The organism is Streptomyces sp. NPDC006510, assembly GCF_040611955.1.
Classification (GTDB): Bacteria; Actinomycetota; Actinomycetes; order Streptomycetales; family Streptomycetaceae; genus Streptomyces.
Genome location: NZ_JBEXPH010000115.1, coordinates 1 through 16,623, shown reverse-complemented (window position 1 = coordinate 16,623; position 16,623 = coordinate 1). Strand labels below are relative to the sequence as shown.

Here is a 16,623-nt window from a genome sequence, read left to right as displayed (position 1 = left end):
GAGTGCCTCCTAGTAGCTCAGCGAGGGGAACGGGGCGCCGGCGGCCCGGGTGGGGGTCCAGACGGCCTTGGTCTGCGTGTACTCGTCCAGCACTCCGGGACCGGAGGAGCGGCCGTGTCCGGAGTCCCCGAAGCCGCCGAAGGGCACCGCGACGTGGATGGTTTTATAGGCATTGATCCAGAAGGTGCCGGATTTCACGGCGCGCGCCACATGGTGGGCACGGGCGACGTCCTGGGTCCAGACCGCCCCGGCCAGACCGAAGTTCGTGGCGTTGGCGCGGGCGATGGCCTCCGCCTCGGTGTCGAAGGCGTCGGCACCGATCACCGGTCCGAAGACCTCGGTGGTCTCCAGCGGGTTGGCGGGCGTGACCCCGTCCAGCAGGGTGGGCGGCACCCAGCGTCCGCTCGCCAGCGCCGAGTCGGTGAGCCGGGCGGGCAGCTGTGTGCCGGTCACCCGGCGGGCGCCGCCCGCGAGCCCGGCCTCGATCAGCGAGGTGACCGTGCCGAACTGGGGCTGGGTGATGATCGGGCCGACCTCGGTGGTGGGGTCGAGGGGGTCGCCCAGCCGCAGCCGGGATGCTCGCTCGGCCACGCGCGCGATGAACTCCGCGTACACGGAACGCTCCACGAGCAGTCTGGAGCCGGCCACGCACGACTGCCCCGCTCCGGAGAAGACGGCCGACACGGCGCCGTCGGCCGCCCGGTCCAGGTCGGCGTCGGCGAAGACGATGTTGGCGCTCTTGCCACCGAGTTCGAGGACGGTCGGGATACCGGCGCCCGCCGCGGCGACCGCCACCCGGCGGCCGGTGGCGACCGAGCCGATGAAGGACACCTTGCCGACCCGGGAGTCGGAGGTGAGGGCGGCGCCGACGGTGGCGCCGAGGCCGGTGGCGACGTTGAACACACCGTCCGGCAGCCCCGCCCGGTGGGCCAGCTGGGCCAGCCGCAGTGTGGAGGCCGGGGTGAACTCGCTGGGCTTGACGACGACGGCGTTGCCGGCCGCGAGCGGTGCGGCCGAGTTCCAGCCGCCCGTGAACAGGGGCGCGTTCCACGGGGTGACGGCCACCACGACGCCCCAGGGGATCCGTTCGGTGTAGGTGTGCCAGTTGCCCGGGACGGGGATCGTGTGGCCCAGCAGCTTGTCCGCCCACCCTGCGTAGTAGCCGAACATCTCGGCGACCTTGGCGGCCTCGGCGCGGGTGTCGCGGACGGGCTTGCCGGTGGTGGCGGATTCCAGGAGGGCGAGTTCCTCGGTGTGCTCGCCGATCGTCCGGGAGACCTCGCGCAGGATCGCGGCCCGTTCGAACGGGCCGGTCGCGGCCCAGACCTCGGCCCCGCGGACGGCGGAGGCCAGCACGGCGTCGGCCCCTTCGGTCCCGGCGTCGGTGTAGTCGGCGAAGCCCTCTCCGGTCGCGGCGGCGGTGAGGCGCACGGTCTCGCCGCCGCCGGTGACGACCTGACCGTCGACGAACGAGCCCAGGCCCTGCGGGAAGGCGGCGTCGAGAGCGGCACGGGCGGTGACGGCGCCGGACGTGCTCAGGTCCGTCGGGAAGGTGGTGGTGCTCATGCTGCGGTGGCTCCTTCGGAGGTGAGGGAGGGGGCTACGGTGCGGGCGATCTCGGTGAAGTCGGCGCCGGGGCCGAGCGCGGCCAGGGCCTCCTGCCAGACGCGGCTGGCGGCGGCCAGCAGCTGCGGGGTCTCACCGCGCTGCCCGGCGGTCTCCACGGCGAGTGCGGCGTCCCGGGCCATGAGTCCCAGGGCGAAACCGGAGTCGTAGGTGCCGGTGAGCACCCAGTTCGGGTACATGGCCGCGGACGCCTTGCTGGCGCCGGACGCGCCGCTGATGCCCGCCGCGGCGGCGGAGGGATCGACGCCGTACGCCTTCGCCACGGCGAGGGCCTCGCCGACCGCGACCAGGTTGACCGCCGCGAGGGCGTTGTTGAGGAGCTTGACCACGTTTCCGGAGCCGGGGGCGCCGAGGTGGCGGTACTGGCCGCCGGTGAGTGCGTCCAGCACGGGCCGGGCCGCGTCGAGCGCGTCAGGGTCGGCACCGACGAACGCGGCGAGCCGACCATCGGCCGCGCCGTCACGGCCGCCCGAGACAGGTGCGTCCACGAAGGCCGCGCCCTCGTCCGCCGCGAGGACCGCGCACTCGGCGGACGTGCCCGGCTCCGACGTCGTGGTGTCGACGATGGCGAGCGTGCCCGGCCGCGCCAGCAGAACGGGCACGGTCGCCTCGACCACGCGAGCCGAGGGCAGCGACAGGACCACGTAGGGCGTGCCGGCCAACTGGGCGAGGTCCTCGACGGTCTCCACACCCTCCTTTGCGGCGGCGGACCGGGCGGCGGGCGCCGGATCGTATCCGCGCACCTGCCACCCCGCCCGCAGCAGGGCGGAAGCCATGGCACCGCCCATCGAGCCGAGGCCGACAACGGCGATGTGCTTGCTCATCAGTGCTCCTGTCATGAGGGGACGTGCGTATGGACACGAGCGAGGCCGGGGAGACGGGCCTCGCCGGCCCGGGGAAACGGTGTTCAGGTGGGCCCCGACAGACCTTGGGAAGGGGCAGCCGGGGCAGGCCCGTCGGCGCGGTCAGCGCACACACGCGGCAGTGAAAGAGGTGTGTTGAAAGGCGCGTAGGCCACCGGCACTCCGAAGGCGGCACCGGTCGGGCGGCGTGGGAGCGTGTGCGGTACGGCGGCGACAGCCGGTGGGCGCGCCGCCCGATATGGGCTGTGCTGCGGAGTGTCGCCGACCGCGCGGACCGGATCGGACGTCCACACGGCGCGACGGGGGGAGAGCGGTTCAGTCGAGGTAGACGTCCAGGTCCTTCCAGAGTTGCTGGGTGCGGCGGATAGCGGCACGGCTGCGCTCGGGCTGAGCCGTCTGCATGCCGGCGAGAAGTCCGTAGACCACCGAGGTGGCGGCCGTGACGGACTGGAAGAAGGAGATGCCCTCCGACGGCACGATCAGCAGATGGTGGGCGATGGAGGTGGCGAGCCGGCCGCGCCGCATGTCGGTGATCGCCACCACCGTGGCGCCCGCCGCACGGGCCGCGTCGGCTGCGACGATGATCTGTTTCATGGACCGCCACATGTTGACGACCACGAGCACGTCACCCGGACCGAGGCAGTTGACAGCGGTCGCCAGATGGACGCCGGCCCGGTTCTCCAGCGTGACGGGGTAGCCCATCGTGGAGCCGAGGTGCGCCATGACACTGGCCGGACCGGCGAAGGAGCCGACCCCGATCACCAGGATCGACCGGGCCGAGGCCAGCGTGGCGATGGCCGCCTCCGCGTCGGCGGCGGAGTTGCTCTCCAGGGTCTGGCGCAGATTCTCGATGTCGTGCGTGAGCGAGTCGTGCAGCGGGCTGCGGTGCTCGCCGTGTTCGGTCAGGGTCTCCTCGGTGGAGATGTGCACCAAGTAGCGGGCCCGCAACTCGCGTTGCAGATCCGGCCAGCCCCGGTAGCCCAACGTCTGGGCGGCCCGCACCACCGTCGAACTGTTCACGTCCGCCCGCTCGGCGATCTCCGCGATCTCCGCGTACGAGGACAGCTGCGGATTGCGGACGATGACGTCGACGACCCGGGCCTGAGCCTTGGACAGCGGCACATCGGGCAGGGCGTCGCCCAGCCACTGGCTGCCGCCGTCGGCGGGGTCGTGGTTCTGCAGTGCGGACACAGATCTTGCTCCCTGGTACGAAACGCAGCATGTTGCAAACGTGATTGCAGAACCGTACATCGCAATTTCATTTGCAGGAACCCCTCTGACGCGCGCAAGCGCCCCTTCCTCTGCACGACTACGGCATGGGCGATTTGTGGTGGTGGGTCCGAGCGCGTTCCGCGCGGGAGGTCCTCGAAACGTTCGCCTGGATTGAGGTGGTCACCGACCCTGAGACTGTGGCCCGGTTCCAGGACGAGGGGCTGGAGGAAGCCGACACCGGCCGACCGCGCGGCAGGCCCGCTCCGTCTCTTCGAACGACTCGGCGGCCGCCCGGTCGATCCGGTCACCGGCCCGCACATCCACAACCCGGCCCCGGCTGCTTCCTAGCCGTACGAAGTAGTCGGGCGCGTGCCGGCGCCGCCGCTTCCCGTCGTGCCAGTGCAGTCAGAACGGCTGCGACGCGATCCCGACCACCTCGGGCTCCCGGTCCAGCACGATCAGCCGATCCCGCTCCAGCCACGACTCGTAGCCCACGTGGGCGCCCACCGTGGTCGAGTAGTACAAGCCCGCGAAACTCTCCCCGCCCTTGGACCAGCGGAACTCCCGGACCGGATCGGCCGTCTCGAATCGACGGTTCCAGCCCTGACCCAACGGCAGCCGACGGCGCTGCCGCCCTCGGCAAAGCCCAGCTCAAAGGCCGATAGGACGGCATCGCCGTACGCCGGCGCGGCAACAGCCACGGTCTCCCTCACCGGACGAGACCCACCGGTCGAGATCAAGTGGCAGAAACCTACTGGTCGTCAAGATCACTTGGCAAACGAGCAAGATCCTCTGTCAGGGGTCAACTGGCACTGCGTCGCGCAGGATCCGCACATGCTGGGTGTCGGGCTCGTCGGAACGTCGGAAATGCCAACAAGTCCCCTCGACTGGACTCGGGCTGGGAAAGCGGTGGTGGTGCCAGGACAGCGGGACCCAGCGGAAGCAGACATCGCCTCCTCCACGAAGACCCGCCTGTCGTGCCCTTTTGACGCAGATCACGGAGCCACTGCTCCAACGGCACGCGGGCTCCGTCCATGCAACTGAATCAGCCCGCTGACCAGGCCGCCCCCCTTCAGTCATATGCCGTTGCCGCGGCGGTGTTGCCCGATGGCCGTCCTGTGGCGAATACCATCGGCGCCGACAGGACTGCCAACGTCTGGAACCTGACCACCGGAGGGCAACTCCATACTCCGGAAGGCCACTGCAGCTCTGTGAACGCCGTTGGCGCTGCGTCCGGCGCACTGCTTCCGTGGCGACGGGACTGGCGAGCCCCGAGCCCGCTCGGTCGGCTGCTGTCAGGTGTACGTGTACGGAACGGGGGAGGCGGCCGTGGCGCCGGTGGAGGTTTGCACGACCACGGCCACGGGCCCTGGGGTGGACCTCGGTGGTGTCACCGTCTGAACCTTGATGGCGGACATGACCTTGAACGAGAGGGCCGGGACGCCGCCGAAGGTGATGGTGGTGACCTGGGACAGGAACGTGCCGTTGATGTTCACGATACGGCTTCCGGTCCGCGGCCCCGAGGTCGGGCTGATGCTGGTGATCGTGGGGCTGCCGACGTAGGTGTAGGCGAGGCTGTTGGAGACGCCTCCCGCGTTGACCGTGTAGACGGGGGCGGTGTGGGCGAGGGCCGACGGTGGGACGGTGACGGTGAGCTCGGTGTCCGACCGGACGGTGGCAGCCGCCTGGACGGCGCCGAACCATACGTACTTGACACCGATGAACCTGAGTCCGGTGAGGGTGACGACGTTTCCCCCGTTCGTCGATCCGGAGGAGGACGAGATCTGGCTCACGACGGGCAGCCGACGGTAGTAGAAGTGGCCGATGATGGCTGTTCCGCCGCTGGCAGTCACGGTCACCGGTACGGCAGATCGGATGGCGGAAGGGGTGACGACGGTCAGCATGGTGTCACTTACCACGGTGACGTTCCTGGCCGGCCGGATACCGAAGCGCACGGCGGTGGTCCCGAGGAAGCCCCTGCCTTTGATGGTCACAGTCGTTCCGCCGCCACGGGAGCCGCTGCTCGGGGAGATGCTGGCCGGCCTTCTCAGGACGCCGACCGTGTTGTCGCCGTGGTTGACGACATAGAGGTAACCCCCGTCCGGTGTGGTCGCCACCTCGTGGGGCCCGACGAATCCCGGGATCGTTTCGGTGACGATGTTGCTACTCGGGTTGATCACCGTCAGCGAGTCCGCGCCGGTCATCGACACGTAGACGAGCGTCCCGTCGGGGGAGGCGGTCGGATAGACCGGGCTGCTCGCGACGGTGACCGTGTCGGTGACGGTGTTGGTGGCCGTACTGATGACGCTCACCGTGTCGCCACCGGAGTTCGCGACGTACACGTTGACCCCGTCGGGGGTGACGGCCATGCCCAGGGGCACGTTGAACCCGGTCACGGTGGCCACGACGGTGTTGCTGACCGTGTTGATCACTCTCACGGTGCCGTTGGCGGAGTTGCTGACGTAGGCGCGCAGACCGTCGGGACGGATGGTGATCGCCTGGGGGCTGTTCCCCACGGTGATGGTGCCGGTGACGGTGTTGGTGGCCGTACTGATGACGCTCACCGTGTCGCCACCGGAGTTCGCGACATAGAGGCGGGCTCCGTCGGGGGTGACGGCCAGTCCGCGCGGCGCGGTGAGGCCGCTGACGGTACCGACGAGGGTGTCGGTGGCCGTGCCGACGATGCCGACGGTCCCCGAGCCGGGGCTGGTCACGTAGACGTACTGGCCGTCGGGGGCGACCGCCGCGGCCCACGGGCCGGCCCCTACCTCGATGGTGGTGACGACGGCGCCGGCGACGGTGTCGATCACGCTCAACGTGTCGGTACCCGAGTTGGTCACATAGGAGCGCAGCCCGTCGGGCCGCATGGCGATGGAGTGGGGTGCCGGTCCCACCGGGATGGTGTCGACGTCGGCCACCAGCGACAGGGCGGCGGACGGAACTCCCGAGCTCCTGGGCTGCCGGCGGGGCTTTACTGACGGACATGCTGGCTCCTCTCGACCGGACTCCCGAATTCAGTGAGTGTCAGAGCGATTTGAGGATTTCATGCCCTGAGATTCAATAACCTGGCGCCCGCGATTTCAGGAGTGGATTCCACGTGTCCCCGGATCGTCCCATCCGCCGCGACTCGACGTAAGTGGTCAACCGGAGCACGCGGGCGCACATTTGACCACCAGGAAGTAATTCAGTATTCGCCACTCAGTGCATCATATGAACCCTGCTCCATCCGTGGAACGCCTGCTTCAATTTCTTAATACAAGGGGTGCCCTGCACGAGAATCCACCTTCATTGAAATGGCGCCGAGGCCCAATAGGCCCATTCGTGCTCCCGCATGCGGGGCGGCCTTCCCGGAGAAGAAAGCACCCAGCGCGAAGGAGAAGCCTCATGGTCACTCTGAACCCGAACCAGGGACCCACCTCGGGTGGTAACCAGGTCGTCATCACCGGAACGAACTTCACGGGCGCCACCAGCGTGAAGTTCGGTACCAAGTCGGCCAGTTTCACGGTCGACAGTGCCACCCAGATCACCGCTGTCGCACCATCGAACAACGCCGCGGTCCAGGTCATCGTCACCACGCCGGGCGGAACGACAGCCCCGGTCTGGTACTACTACATCCCGTTCCCGTCCAAATCGAGCCTCAGTGAGACCATGGGACCGCTCGGCGGCATCCCGATCACCCTCACCGGTTCGAGTCTGACGACCGCCACGTCGATGTCCTTCGGCTCCAACTCCGTCGTTCCCACGGTCGTGAACGACACCACACTGGACGTCACGGTGCCGCCCGTAACCACTCCGCAGACCGTCGGAGTCAGCGTCACGACGATTGGCGGTACCACCAACGGGCTCACCTTCACCTATGTAGGCGCTCCGACGGTGACCAGCCTGACCCCCACCACCGGACCGGACTACGGCGGCACGGCCTCCACCATCATCGGCACCAATCTGAGCGATGTCGTGGACGTGTCGTACGGCCCCGACTCGGCCGCCTACAACGTCATCGACGACACCACCATCGTCGCCTACTCCCCGGGCGGCACGGGCACGGTCCCCGTCACCGTCACCAGCACTGGGGGCAGCGACTCCTCGCAGACGTTCACGTACACCGTCAGCCCCGGCTGAGCCCGGCCCAGGTGCAGCGAGCTCCCGAACAGGGTGTTGCCGGTGCACTCCCGGTCGAAGGCCGAGCGGCGGAAGGGCGCACCGCGCTCGCCGACGAACAGCAGCCCCTTCACCATAAACCGGATCGCCCGGGCGCTCGTTCTGCGGCCAGGCGCACAATGCGGACCTTCTCCAAGGCAGGAGAAGGCGGGCGATCGCGGTGGCTGGTCCATGTGGTGCGCTTCGGCCAGACCTGGAGCAGGTGGTGCTCTGCGATCGGCTCGTCCTCGTCCTGCACGCCATCGGGGTTGATGTCCCGGCCCCGGGCGTGCAGGCGCAGTCGGTAGGTGCCGGCCCTGCGTGAGCGAGGTTGGTCTCGTACGGCTCCCGCGGGTCTTCGCCGGTATCGCCCCTGAGGGCGCCGTAGCGGAAGTCCCCGGTGGGTGTGGCGAGGTCGGCTTCCTCGGCATCCCCGTCACCGCCCGGATGACGCAGGCACAGATCACCGACGCTGTCTGCCATACCTACAACCGTGGGGGCGTGCGCCTGGTCGTAATCGACGAAATCCACCGCCTCAATCTCCGCACCACCACCGGTGCGGAGACCGCCGACCTCCTGAAAGACCTGACCGAACGCATCAGGGCGACGTTCGTGTACGCGGGCATCGACGTCACCACGACCGCCCTGTTCAGCGGTGCGCGTGGGGCGCAACTCGCCGCACTCGCCAGCCCGGTGGAATGCGGAGCGTTCCCGGCGCGGCTCGGGAAGCACGAGCCGTTCAAAGAGCTGATCACGGCAGTGGAAACCGCGCTCGATCTCCGCGCGCACCGGGTAGAGCCCCTCCCCCGCCACGCGTCCTACCTTCACCAGCGGACCGCGGGCCGGATCGGAAGTCTGCCCCAGCTCCTACGCCAAGCCGCGATCACCGCGATCCTCAACGGCAGCGAACGCATCACGAAGACCAGCCTCGACCAGATCCGTATTGATCACCTCGCCGAAACCCACCACCGGAACAAGCCGGAAACCACCACAACGCTGACCAGGCAAAACACCTCTGAACAGCAAAAACACAGCCGGTGCCACTAGGGAGCGTATTTGGTTGTGATCAAGGGGCTGCTCGTGTGAGGTCCTTGATCCAGATCATCGAGGCCCGGAGGTGGAGTCCGGCGAGGTAGCTCCCCGGGGTCTTGTCGTAGCGGGTCGCAATGCCTCGCCATGCCTTCATCCTGTTGATCGCCCGCTCGACGGTGTTCCGTTCCTTGTAGAGCTCGGTGTCGTGACTGACGGGCCTGCCGCCCCCACTGCCCTTCTTCTTCCGGTTGGCGGCCTGGTCCCTCTTCTCCGGAATGACCGCCTTGATACGGCTTTTGCGCAGGTGGGCACGGTTGCCGCGAGACGAGTAAGCCTTGTCTCCGGCGACCCCGTCCGGCCGGGTACGGGGACGGCCGACGGGCCCGCGCACCCGCACCTTCTTCAGGACGGGGATGAACTGTGGGCTGTCCGCTGCCTGGCCCGCGGTCAGGATGAACGCCGGCGGGCGGCACTTGCGGTCGGCGGCGAGGTGGACCTTGCTGGTCTGCCCGCCTCTGGAGCGTCCGAGGAGGGCGGCCTTCAGCCGGAGTTTGCGCCGGCGCCGGACGCGTCGTCGTTCTTCCCGCGCGGGATCGCTTTCGGTCTCCTGCCCGCTTTGTTCTTCGAGGCCGCCCCCTTTGACCTGGCCCTCTCCTCCTTGGCGGCGGCTTTCTCCAGGGCGGTGACGACGTCCTCGTCGAGGTGCATCCCGGCCGCGTCGTGGTGGGCACGGGCGGTGGTGGAGTCGATGCTGACCAGGGACAGGTCCACCTCACCGCGCTTGGCGGCTTCCGCGATCAGGCCCTCCAGCAGGGCCTCGAAGACCCCGGCGTCACGCCACTGCCGGAAGCGGTTGTGGACGGTCGACCATGCACCGAACTCTGCCGGCATCTCCCGCCACTGGCCGCCCGTCTTGAACCGCCAGATCACGCCCTCGAACTGCTGCCGCAGCCGCTCGGGATACGGGCCGTACTCGCCGATCGGCAGGTACGGCTCGATGAACTCCCACTCCGGATCGGTCAGTTGCACTCGCGTCACGTACGACGGTCTACCGGACCAGACCGTGCCACGAAGGCACATCCCGCAGATTGATCACGACTCGATACGCACCCTAGGAGCGTGTGTCAGTAACGGGCAACGGATCGGGGGCGTGATTGCTGGGATCGCCCGGTCGCCTGGCCGGTTTGTCCTGCGGCGGTGGCCGGTCTTTCCGGTTCGGGAATTGACTGGACGAGGGTTGACGGCCGGGTCGGTCAGGCGATCGCCGCGGCGAGGCCAGTCGACCTGGCGTGTCGGAAGATCTTGCGGAAGTTGTGGCAGGCGGCCAGCAGGCGCCACTCGCCTCGGGCACCGTCCTCGCCGCGCAGGAGTAGCTGGCGGCCGTGGTGGCAGGTCATGATCTGGCCGAAGACGGGTTCGACGATGGCCTTTCGGCGGCTGTAGGCGGCCCGGCCGGGCTTGGTGCGCAGCTTGCGGGCCATGCGCTCCTTCACGGTGGCGTCCTTGGGGATGCGTCCGCGTGGTGCGGGCGGAACCTGTTCGTCGTGGGCCAGGCGGCCGGTGGCCATGAACGTGTCGGTGCCGCATGCCAGTTGGCGCTCTTGGGCGGCTTCCAGGTTGCTCTCGGAGCAGTAGCCGGCGTCGACGAGGGCCTGCTTGGCGTGGTGACCGGTGTTGGCGGCGGACTGGTCGAGCATGCTGGTGTAGTTCAGCGCGTCCGAGGGGTTGGTCGTGACGTCGGCGGCGGTGATGACCTGGTGTTTCTCATCGACGACGGCTTGGGCGTTGTAGGCCTGGATGTAGGCGCCGTCGCTGTTCTTCATGATCCGCGAGTCGGGGTCGGTGAAGTTGGCCTGGGCCTTCGGCTTGGGCCTCGCCTTCGCGGCGGCCTGCTCGCCCGCGTCGGTGACGGCCTGATCGTCGCTGACGCCGGTGCGGTCCTGTCGGCGGCGTTCTTTGTCCTCGGCGTGGCGGCGGGCCATCTCGGCGGCCTCGGCCTCGATCTGCGTGCGGGCGGCCTGCAGCCGGGCGAGCCGCTTTTCGCGTCGGTCCAGCTCCGCGGGCAGGTCAGTGTCCTTGCCGTCGACGCCGGAGGCCTGGTCCTCGGCGGTGTCGACGTGCTCGGCGTCGGCCAGCAAAGTGGCAGCCTTGGCCTCCAGTTCGGCGATCTCGGCCTCGATCCGCTCTTCCTTGTCGACCAGGCGGCCGTAGCTCATCGCCTTGTGCCTGGAAGCGTTGGCCTCCAGCTTCGTGCCGTCCAGGGCGACGCGGCCCATCTTGACCATGCCGAGCTTCTGCGCGAGGTGCAGCGACTGGAGAAACAGGTCCGCGAGGGCGTCCAGGTGGCGGCGGCGGAACCGGGCGATCGACCGGAAGTCCGGAGCCTGGCCAGCGGCCAGGAAACGGAACGCGACATCGTCCACGCACCGGCGCTCGATCGCCCGGGAGGAGCGGATGCCGGTGGTGTAGCCGTAGATCAGCAGCCGCAGCATCAGCCGCGGGTCATACGGCGGGAAGCCGCGCTTTTCGGTGTAGTCCACCAGGATCGGTGAGAGGTCGAGTACCTCGTCGACCAGGTCGGCGACAAACCGGGCCAGATGATCCTCGGGCAGCCAGTCGTCCAGCGACGGCGGCAGCAGCAGGACCTGGTGCGGGTCGAACGCCCGGAACGTCTTGTCCACCGCCGCCGGACGATGCTGCGGCCGCTTCTTCCCGCCCGGCTCGACCTCGAACAGCCCATCCCCGCCATGCATACCGGGATCATGCCGCAGAGAAGACCGCGAGATACGGGCGGGTTGACCACATGACTTCGTAAGAGGTGGCACGGCCGGGGCGGATGTCAGGCGCGCGAACCGCGCCCGCGGCCGCGCAGTTCCCTTCTGCGCCGTCGTTCCTGCTTCTCCTCGGCCCGGCGGGCGCGCCGGTACGCGCGGGCCAGCACGGCGTGGGACAGCGGTACCACTTCGGGCCGGGCCTGCAGGAGCAGCGTGTACAGATCGCGCGAGACCGGCGCGCTGAAGCTGGGCCGGAACCCCTGCCGCGAAGCGCGCAGACCCTCGGCGATCCAGGGGTCCACCCGCTCGGGGCGGGCGAGCACCCTGGCGCCGCGCACGGCGTTGTAGCCATGAGCCGAGGGGTAGTGGGCGACGTACCGCCGCAGCAGCTCGCCCGCCCCGGAGAAGTCCTCGCAGGCCCGGGACAGTACGCCCGCCAGGTGCTCGGAGCGGTGCCCGTCCAGCCCTGTCTGGAGGCGGTCGAACAGCTCCGGATCGGCGTGCAGCCGTGTCGTCACGAACCAGTGGGTGAAGGTCTCCGGTCCGATCCAGGGCTCCGCCATGCGCGCGGGCGCAGGCGTCCCGCCGTGCAGCGCGAGGGCCCAGTTCACCCAGGCCCACGTCGCGGACCGGGCCCCCTCCGCAGCCGACCCCGCGAACTCGGGGAGGCGTTCGAGGACGTGCGCGGCGGTGACGTACTGCCGATGGCCCGCTGACAGCAGGGCGAGCATGACGCGTTCGGGCAGGCCGGGATGGTCGGACAGCCCCGGAAGGGCGGGGACGCCGGGAGCGGTGAAGGACGCGGCCGAGCGCCGCCAGCGCCCGCGCTCGTGCTCGAAGAGGACCCCGGCGACCTCCTCGAGGGGCCGGGGGACAGCGGGCAGCGGGGTCCCGGTCAGCGCGCTGACGAGGGCCTGGGCGTGCAGGTCGAGCGGGGTCCGGCCGGGCAGGACGGGGATGTCGACCGGGGCGGCGACGGCGCTGTCGGTCCGCCCGGCGCCGGTGCCGCCACCGAGGGCGGCGGTGAAGGCGGCCAGGGCCACCGCCTGGCGCTCGGCCAGAGCGGCACGGTCGAGCGCCGGCGGCGCGAGACGCAGGACGGGTGCGTCGGCGAGGAGGTGGAGCAGGTCGGGGCCGCCGCGGGAGTAGTCCAGTTCCTCGCGGACCACCGCGCGGAAGCGCTCCGCGTGGCCCACGACGAACAACAGGCGCACCGGCGGCGTGTCCCGCGGGCGCGCATCGAACGCCAGCAGCAGCGGGACGACGGTCGCGCGCACGAGGGAGTGCAGGTGGCTGTCGACGTCGGAGCGCAGGTCGGCCTCGTCCACGACGACCAGCGCGGGCCTGCCCCGGTCGCGCAGCGCCGGGAACAGCTCGTGCTCGGAGACGCGCAGCAGCCGTCCGGCGGTCCACTCCTCACCGAGCGCCCGCGCGAGTTCCAGCGCCAGCCGCGACCTGCCGACGCCGCGGTCACCGGCGAGCAGCATGACCGGCGTGTCGGTCCCGTCCTCGCACCAGCGCCGCAGCCGGGCCAGCTCGTCGTCGCGGTCGCGGAAGGGCACGGGACTGTGCAGGGGCGACAGCAGCCGGAACACGCTGGGATCCTCCGCACCCGGGTCGGCCACCCCCGGCGCCGGGTTCTCCAGCATCTCCCGGTAGGCGAGGAAGCGCTCGATCCGCCATGTGCGCCGCCCGATCACTCCCTCAACGGCGGACACGGCGATCCCCCCGCCAGCCAGGCAGACGGGCTGCCACCAGGACTCGGCCCACACCCGGGACCAGCCGATCATCACGCAGAACCAGGCGACCGCGGCCAGGAAGCACGCCGCGCCGCCCCAGAACACCACGTTCGGCAGCCCCTTGCCGGGCCCCGGATCGTCCCAGCCGCCCCGCTGCGCACCCCGCCGGCCCACCGCGCCCACCGCGCCCACGGCATCCCTCCCCGTCCATTCCCCTGACCCTCATGATCCCCCCGACGACTCCGGCCCGGCAACGGCCCGTCGGCCAGGGGCGCGAGGCGTGCCACGAGTCAGGGGAGGGCGCGCACTGGGTGCGTTTCGCGAATTTCTGGCAACAACGTCGACTCCCCGCCGCGGTCTGCGCACTCGCCGGGGCGCTCGCCCTCGCCTTCTCAGAGTTCGCCGGGGTCTGGAGGCCCCGGCCACCGCGGCTGCCCGCGCTGAAGCCGGCGTCTTCGCCAGCCGGAAGTGATGTCGGAGAGTGCCGCTGGGCTGGGGGCGGAATCAAGTAAGGTGCTGCCCTGCTCGGTGAGTCCGTGCCCCGCCCGATTCCTCGGGTAATGAACGTCGCAACACCCGACGTCCGGAATCGGGCCGCCTTGGCCATGTCGGCGCCACGCGTTGGGGCCACTTCGGGTAGTGCCGACGGTTACGAAGTCGGCCGCCCGAAGGACTTCCGGGACGAACCACTGCCGTACAGGACAATGGCGAGGCGGACCTGGCCGCGGCCGCGGACATTCTGCAAGCGGCTGGCTGGCATGCGGGCCTGGCTCAGCAGCTGGGCCGGCTCCGCCTACTCCGTAGTCTCTTGCTCGTCGGGCAGGCTGCGCCTGATCCGATTGACCATGTTGCGGGCATCGGCAACCTGCAGCCTCGGAAACTCGAAGCTCAACACCCCTTCGCCTGCCATCCCGAAGGAGACCCGGAGCGCCTGCGCCACACCGGTGATCAGTTCCGGCTCGGACATCCAGACGATCCGGTCCAGGGCGAAGGCGTGCAGCAGCTTCCTTGGCTTGCCGACGAAGACGCCCCCGATCGAGAAGACCAGCAAGCGTTGATCGGTGAGCCCAACGATGAACCGGCCGGGGAGCGGCAGTGCCGTTGCGGGAACATCGGCCCCCCCGCGCCTTGTAGCCATCCCCATAGCCGCCGCGCCAGCCACTCCGGCGATCCCGAGCGCACCGCCGACCATGGTCTTACGCACTCCGCCGGTCCTGAAGCCGAGGACGCCGTAGACCACGTGTTCCCCCGGCAACAGCTCGCTGGCCAACCGCTTTTCGACCTTCTCCGCCAGGGTCACGTGTCGCCCTCCACTCGCCCGTCACCGGTGCACGAAGCCAAAGAGTCTACGCAGGCCCGACGTATGTGATCAACCGCTTTCAGCATCGGCGACGAACGTCCCGACGCACGCCGACCCTGCCGGGTGGCCGCAGTTGTCCGGCATCGGCACCACTCTGGCGGCGGTGCTGATCGCGGAGAATCGGCGATGTGCACCGGTTTGCTTCCGCGGGAACCGGCCGTCACGGACGCGCAGCAACGGCCACCCACGAACGTGCGGCGCATCGTCCGGCAGGGTTTCGTCGTCGGAGTGAGCAATCCGAAGGGCTTCCTGATCTCCTCGGCCGTGCTGCCCCAGTTCGTCAACCGCTCGGCAGGGCACGTGACGCCGCAACTCCTGCTCCTCGACATCGTCTGCGCCGCTGTCGCTCTGGTTTCAGACTCGGCCTGGGGGCTCCTGGCCGGGACGGCACGTGGCTGGTTCCGTGGGTCGCCCCACCGCCTGTCCGCGATTGGTGCAGTGTCCGGGACGGTGATGGTCGGCCTCGGCGTCCGTCTGACTCTCACCGGGAATGACGTGTGACAACGCAGCGGATACTCGAAACGTTGCGCGGGTCGCTGGTTACTGAGACACGCTCCTAGATCCATCCGCCGGGAGGAAGGCCCCGCAGGACTGGGCGGCCGGCCTCTGGACAAGGTCCGAACCTTGCAGTGGACGCTCTACCGCTGTGCCAAGCAAGAACCCGAACGATGCTTCCATGCCCTGTATGGCCACGTCCACCGCATGGACGTCTTGTGGCGGGCATGGTCGGTCGTGTGTGCGAACCGGGGCGCGCCGGGCGTGGACGGCCTGTCCGTCGACGCAGTGGCCGCCTCCGGGGTGGACGTGTTCCTCCAGAACCTGTCGGAGCAGTTGCGGACGCATACGTATCGTCCGTCGGCGCTGCGACGGGTCCAGATACCCAAGCCGGGGCGGCCAGGGGAGTTTCGGCCGCTCTCGATCCCCACCGTGGCGGACCGGGTGGTGATGACGGCCGCGAAGCTGGTTCTCGAACCGGTTTTCGAGGCCGGGTTCACCGACGCGAGCTATGGGTTCCGGCCCCAGAGGTCCGCGATCGACGCGTGCGAGGCTGTGCGCGTGGCTGCGAACCAAGGACGGGAGTGGGTGTTGGAGGCCGATATCCGGGACTGTTTCGGGACGATTGATCATGACGCACTCGTCGCTCAGTTGGCGAGGCACGTGGTCGACCGGTCGATGCTGAAGCTGATCCGGGCGTGGCTGCGGATGGGAGTGCTGGAGGGCGGGGTGACCTCCCCGACCGGGGCGGGAACCCCACAGGGCTCACCGATATCCCCCTTGCTCGCCAATATCGCCCTGCACGTCCTCGACGAGGCGTGGCAGGAACAGGGGCAGCGGTTGGGGGAGTTGGTGCGCTACTGCGATGACTTCGTGGTCCTGTCGCCGACCAGGCAGCGCGCTGAGCAGGCGCGCGAACTGGCGGCTACGGTGCTGGGTGGGCTCGGGATGCGACTGCACCCCGAGAAGACCGGCATCGTCTGCCTTCGTGAAGGCGGGCAGGGCTTCGATTTCCTCGGCTTCCATCACCGCAAAGTGGAGTCGTGGAAGCGGCGGGGCAGGTTTTATCTGCAACGCTGGCCCTCGGTCAGGGCGTTGGGGGTGCTGCGGGACAAGATTCGCGCCGCTACCTCCAGTTCCCGGACCGAACGGCCGGTGGCCGCCGTGGTGGCCGACATCAACCCCGTCCTGCGGGGTTGGGCCGCATACTTCCGCAACGGGAACTCCGGGCGGAAGTTCAACGCCGTCGACGGCTACGTCCACGAGCGGCTAGTGCCGCATCAGGCAACGTTTGCCCTGTTGTGATGTGACGCGCCGTCCGGGTGCTGTGGTGGACGGCGCGTGGGCGTCATTCTGTCCGGGTGGCAGAACGAGTGCGTGTCCGA

Annotated in this window: 11 protein-coding genes and 2 pseudogenes; 4 read left to right on the top strand and 9 right to left on the bottom strand. The window is 69.4% G+C overall.

The window, feature by feature from the left end; translation table 11 throughout:
- Window positions 1–9: 9 nt before the first annotated feature.
- The 5 genes from ABZY11_RS28670 to ABZY11_RS28650 form a co-directional block, all read right to left on the bottom strand.
- Window positions 10–1,566: an aldehyde dehydrogenase family protein gene (locus ABZY11_RS28670; protein ID WP_356481908.1), complete on the bottom strand. Its 1,557-nt coding sequence runs from the start codon at window positions 1,564–1,566 to the stop codon at window positions 10–12.
- The gene (locus ABZY11_RS28665; RefSeq protein ID WP_356481907.1) at window positions 1,563–2,450 is read right to left on the bottom strand and encodes an NAD(P)-dependent oxidoreductase; all 888 of its coding nucleotides are present in this window, start codon (window positions 2,448–2,450) and stop codon (window positions 1,563–1,565) included. Before ABZY11_RS28665 ends, ABZY11_RS28670 begins: the two co-directional genes overlap by 4 nt.
- 354 nt (window positions 2,451–2,804) lie before the next feature.
- Window positions 2,805–3,680 carry a MurR/RpiR family transcriptional regulator gene (locus ABZY11_RS28660; RefSeq protein ID WP_356481906.1) on the bottom strand — a complete coding sequence of 292 codons (876 nt, stop codon included), beginning with the start codon at window positions 3,678–3,680 and terminating at the stop codon, window positions 2,805–2,807.
- A gap of 426 nt (window positions 3,681–4,106) precedes the next feature.
- A complete protein-coding gene (locus ABZY11_RS28655; RefSeq protein ID WP_356481905.1) occupies window positions 4,107–4,313 on the bottom strand; it encodes a hypothetical protein in 207 nt (68 codons plus the stop codon).
- A 683-nt stretch (window positions 4,314–4,996) separates the two neighbouring features.
- Window positions 4,997–6,619: an IPT/TIG domain-containing protein gene (locus ABZY11_RS28650; RefSeq protein WP_356481904.1), complete on the bottom strand. Its 1,623-nt coding sequence runs from the start codon at window positions 6,617–6,619 to the stop codon at window positions 4,997–4,999.
- A 466-nt stretch (window positions 6,620–7,085) separates the two neighbouring features.
- On the opposite strand from ABZY11_RS28650, the gene ABZY11_RS28645 reads away from it, so the two are divergent.
- Window positions 7,086–7,820: an IPT/TIG domain-containing protein gene (locus ABZY11_RS28645; protein WP_356481903.1), complete on the top strand. Its 735-nt coding sequence runs from the start codon at window positions 7,086–7,088 to the stop codon at window positions 7,818–7,820.
- Between the two features lie 438 nt (window positions 7,821–8,258).
- A pseudogene (locus ABZY11_RS28640) lies at window positions 8,259–8,885 on the top strand (TniB family NTP-binding protein); the annotation flags it as partial.
- 19 nt (window positions 8,886–8,904) lie between these two features.
- On the opposite strand, the pseudogene ABZY11_RS28635 reads toward ABZY11_RS28640, so the two are convergent.
- The 4 genes and pseudogenes from ABZY11_RS28635 to ABZY11_RS28620 form a co-directional block, all read right to left on the bottom strand.
- Window positions 8,905–9,908, bottom strand: a pseudogene (locus ABZY11_RS28635) (IS5 family transposase).
- 215 nt (window positions 9,909–10,123) lie between these two features.
- On the bottom strand, window positions 10,124–11,605 hold the full coding sequence (locus ABZY11_RS28630; RefSeq protein ID WP_356481916.1) for an IS1182 family transposase: 1,482 nt from the start codon (window positions 11,603–11,605) through the stop codon (window positions 10,124–10,126).
- 104 nt (window positions 11,606–11,709) lie between these two features.
- Window positions 11,710–13,575, bottom strand: a complete 1,866-nt coding sequence (locus ABZY11_RS28625) for a hypothetical protein (protein ID WP_356481902.1) — start codon at window positions 13,573–13,575, stop codon at window positions 11,710–11,712.
- A gap of 601 nt (window positions 13,576–14,176) precedes the next feature.
- Window positions 14,177–14,683 carry a hypothetical protein gene (locus ABZY11_RS28620; protein WP_356481901.1) on the bottom strand — a complete coding sequence of 169 codons (507 nt, stop codon included), beginning with the start codon at window positions 14,681–14,683 and terminating at the stop codon, window positions 14,177–14,179.
- A gap of 123 nt (window positions 14,684–14,806) precedes the next feature.
- Between ABZY11_RS28620 and ABZY11_RS28615 the strand changes: the two genes are divergently transcribed.
- Together ABZY11_RS28615 and ltrA are read left to right on the top strand one after the other, a co-directional pair.
- Window positions 14,807–15,244: a LysE family translocator gene (locus tag ABZY11_RS28615; RefSeq protein WP_356481900.1), complete on the top strand. Its 438-nt coding sequence runs from the start codon at window positions 14,807–14,809 to the stop codon at window positions 15,242–15,244.
- Between the two features lie 123 nt (window positions 15,245–15,367).
- Entirely contained in the window at window positions 15,368–16,543 is a 1,176-nt protein-coding gene (ltrA, locus tag ABZY11_RS28610; RefSeq protein WP_356481899.1) for a group II intron reverse transcriptase/maturase, read from the top strand.
- The last annotated feature ends 80 nt before the right edge of the window (window positions 16,544–16,623 follow it).

Coding starts and splice junctions, on each gene's coding strand:
- ABZY11_RS28670 (WP_356481908.1), bottom strand. CDS start 1,566: ATGAGCACCACCACCTTCCCGACGGACCTGAGCACGTCCGGCGCCGTC.
- ABZY11_RS28665 (WP_356481907.1), bottom strand. CDS start 2,450: ATGAGCAAGCACATCGCCGTTGTCGGCCTCGGCTCGATGGGCGGTGCC.
- ABZY11_RS28645 (WP_356481903.1), top strand. CDS start 7,086: ATGGTCACTCTGAACCCGAACCAGGGACCCACCTCGGGTGGTAACCAG.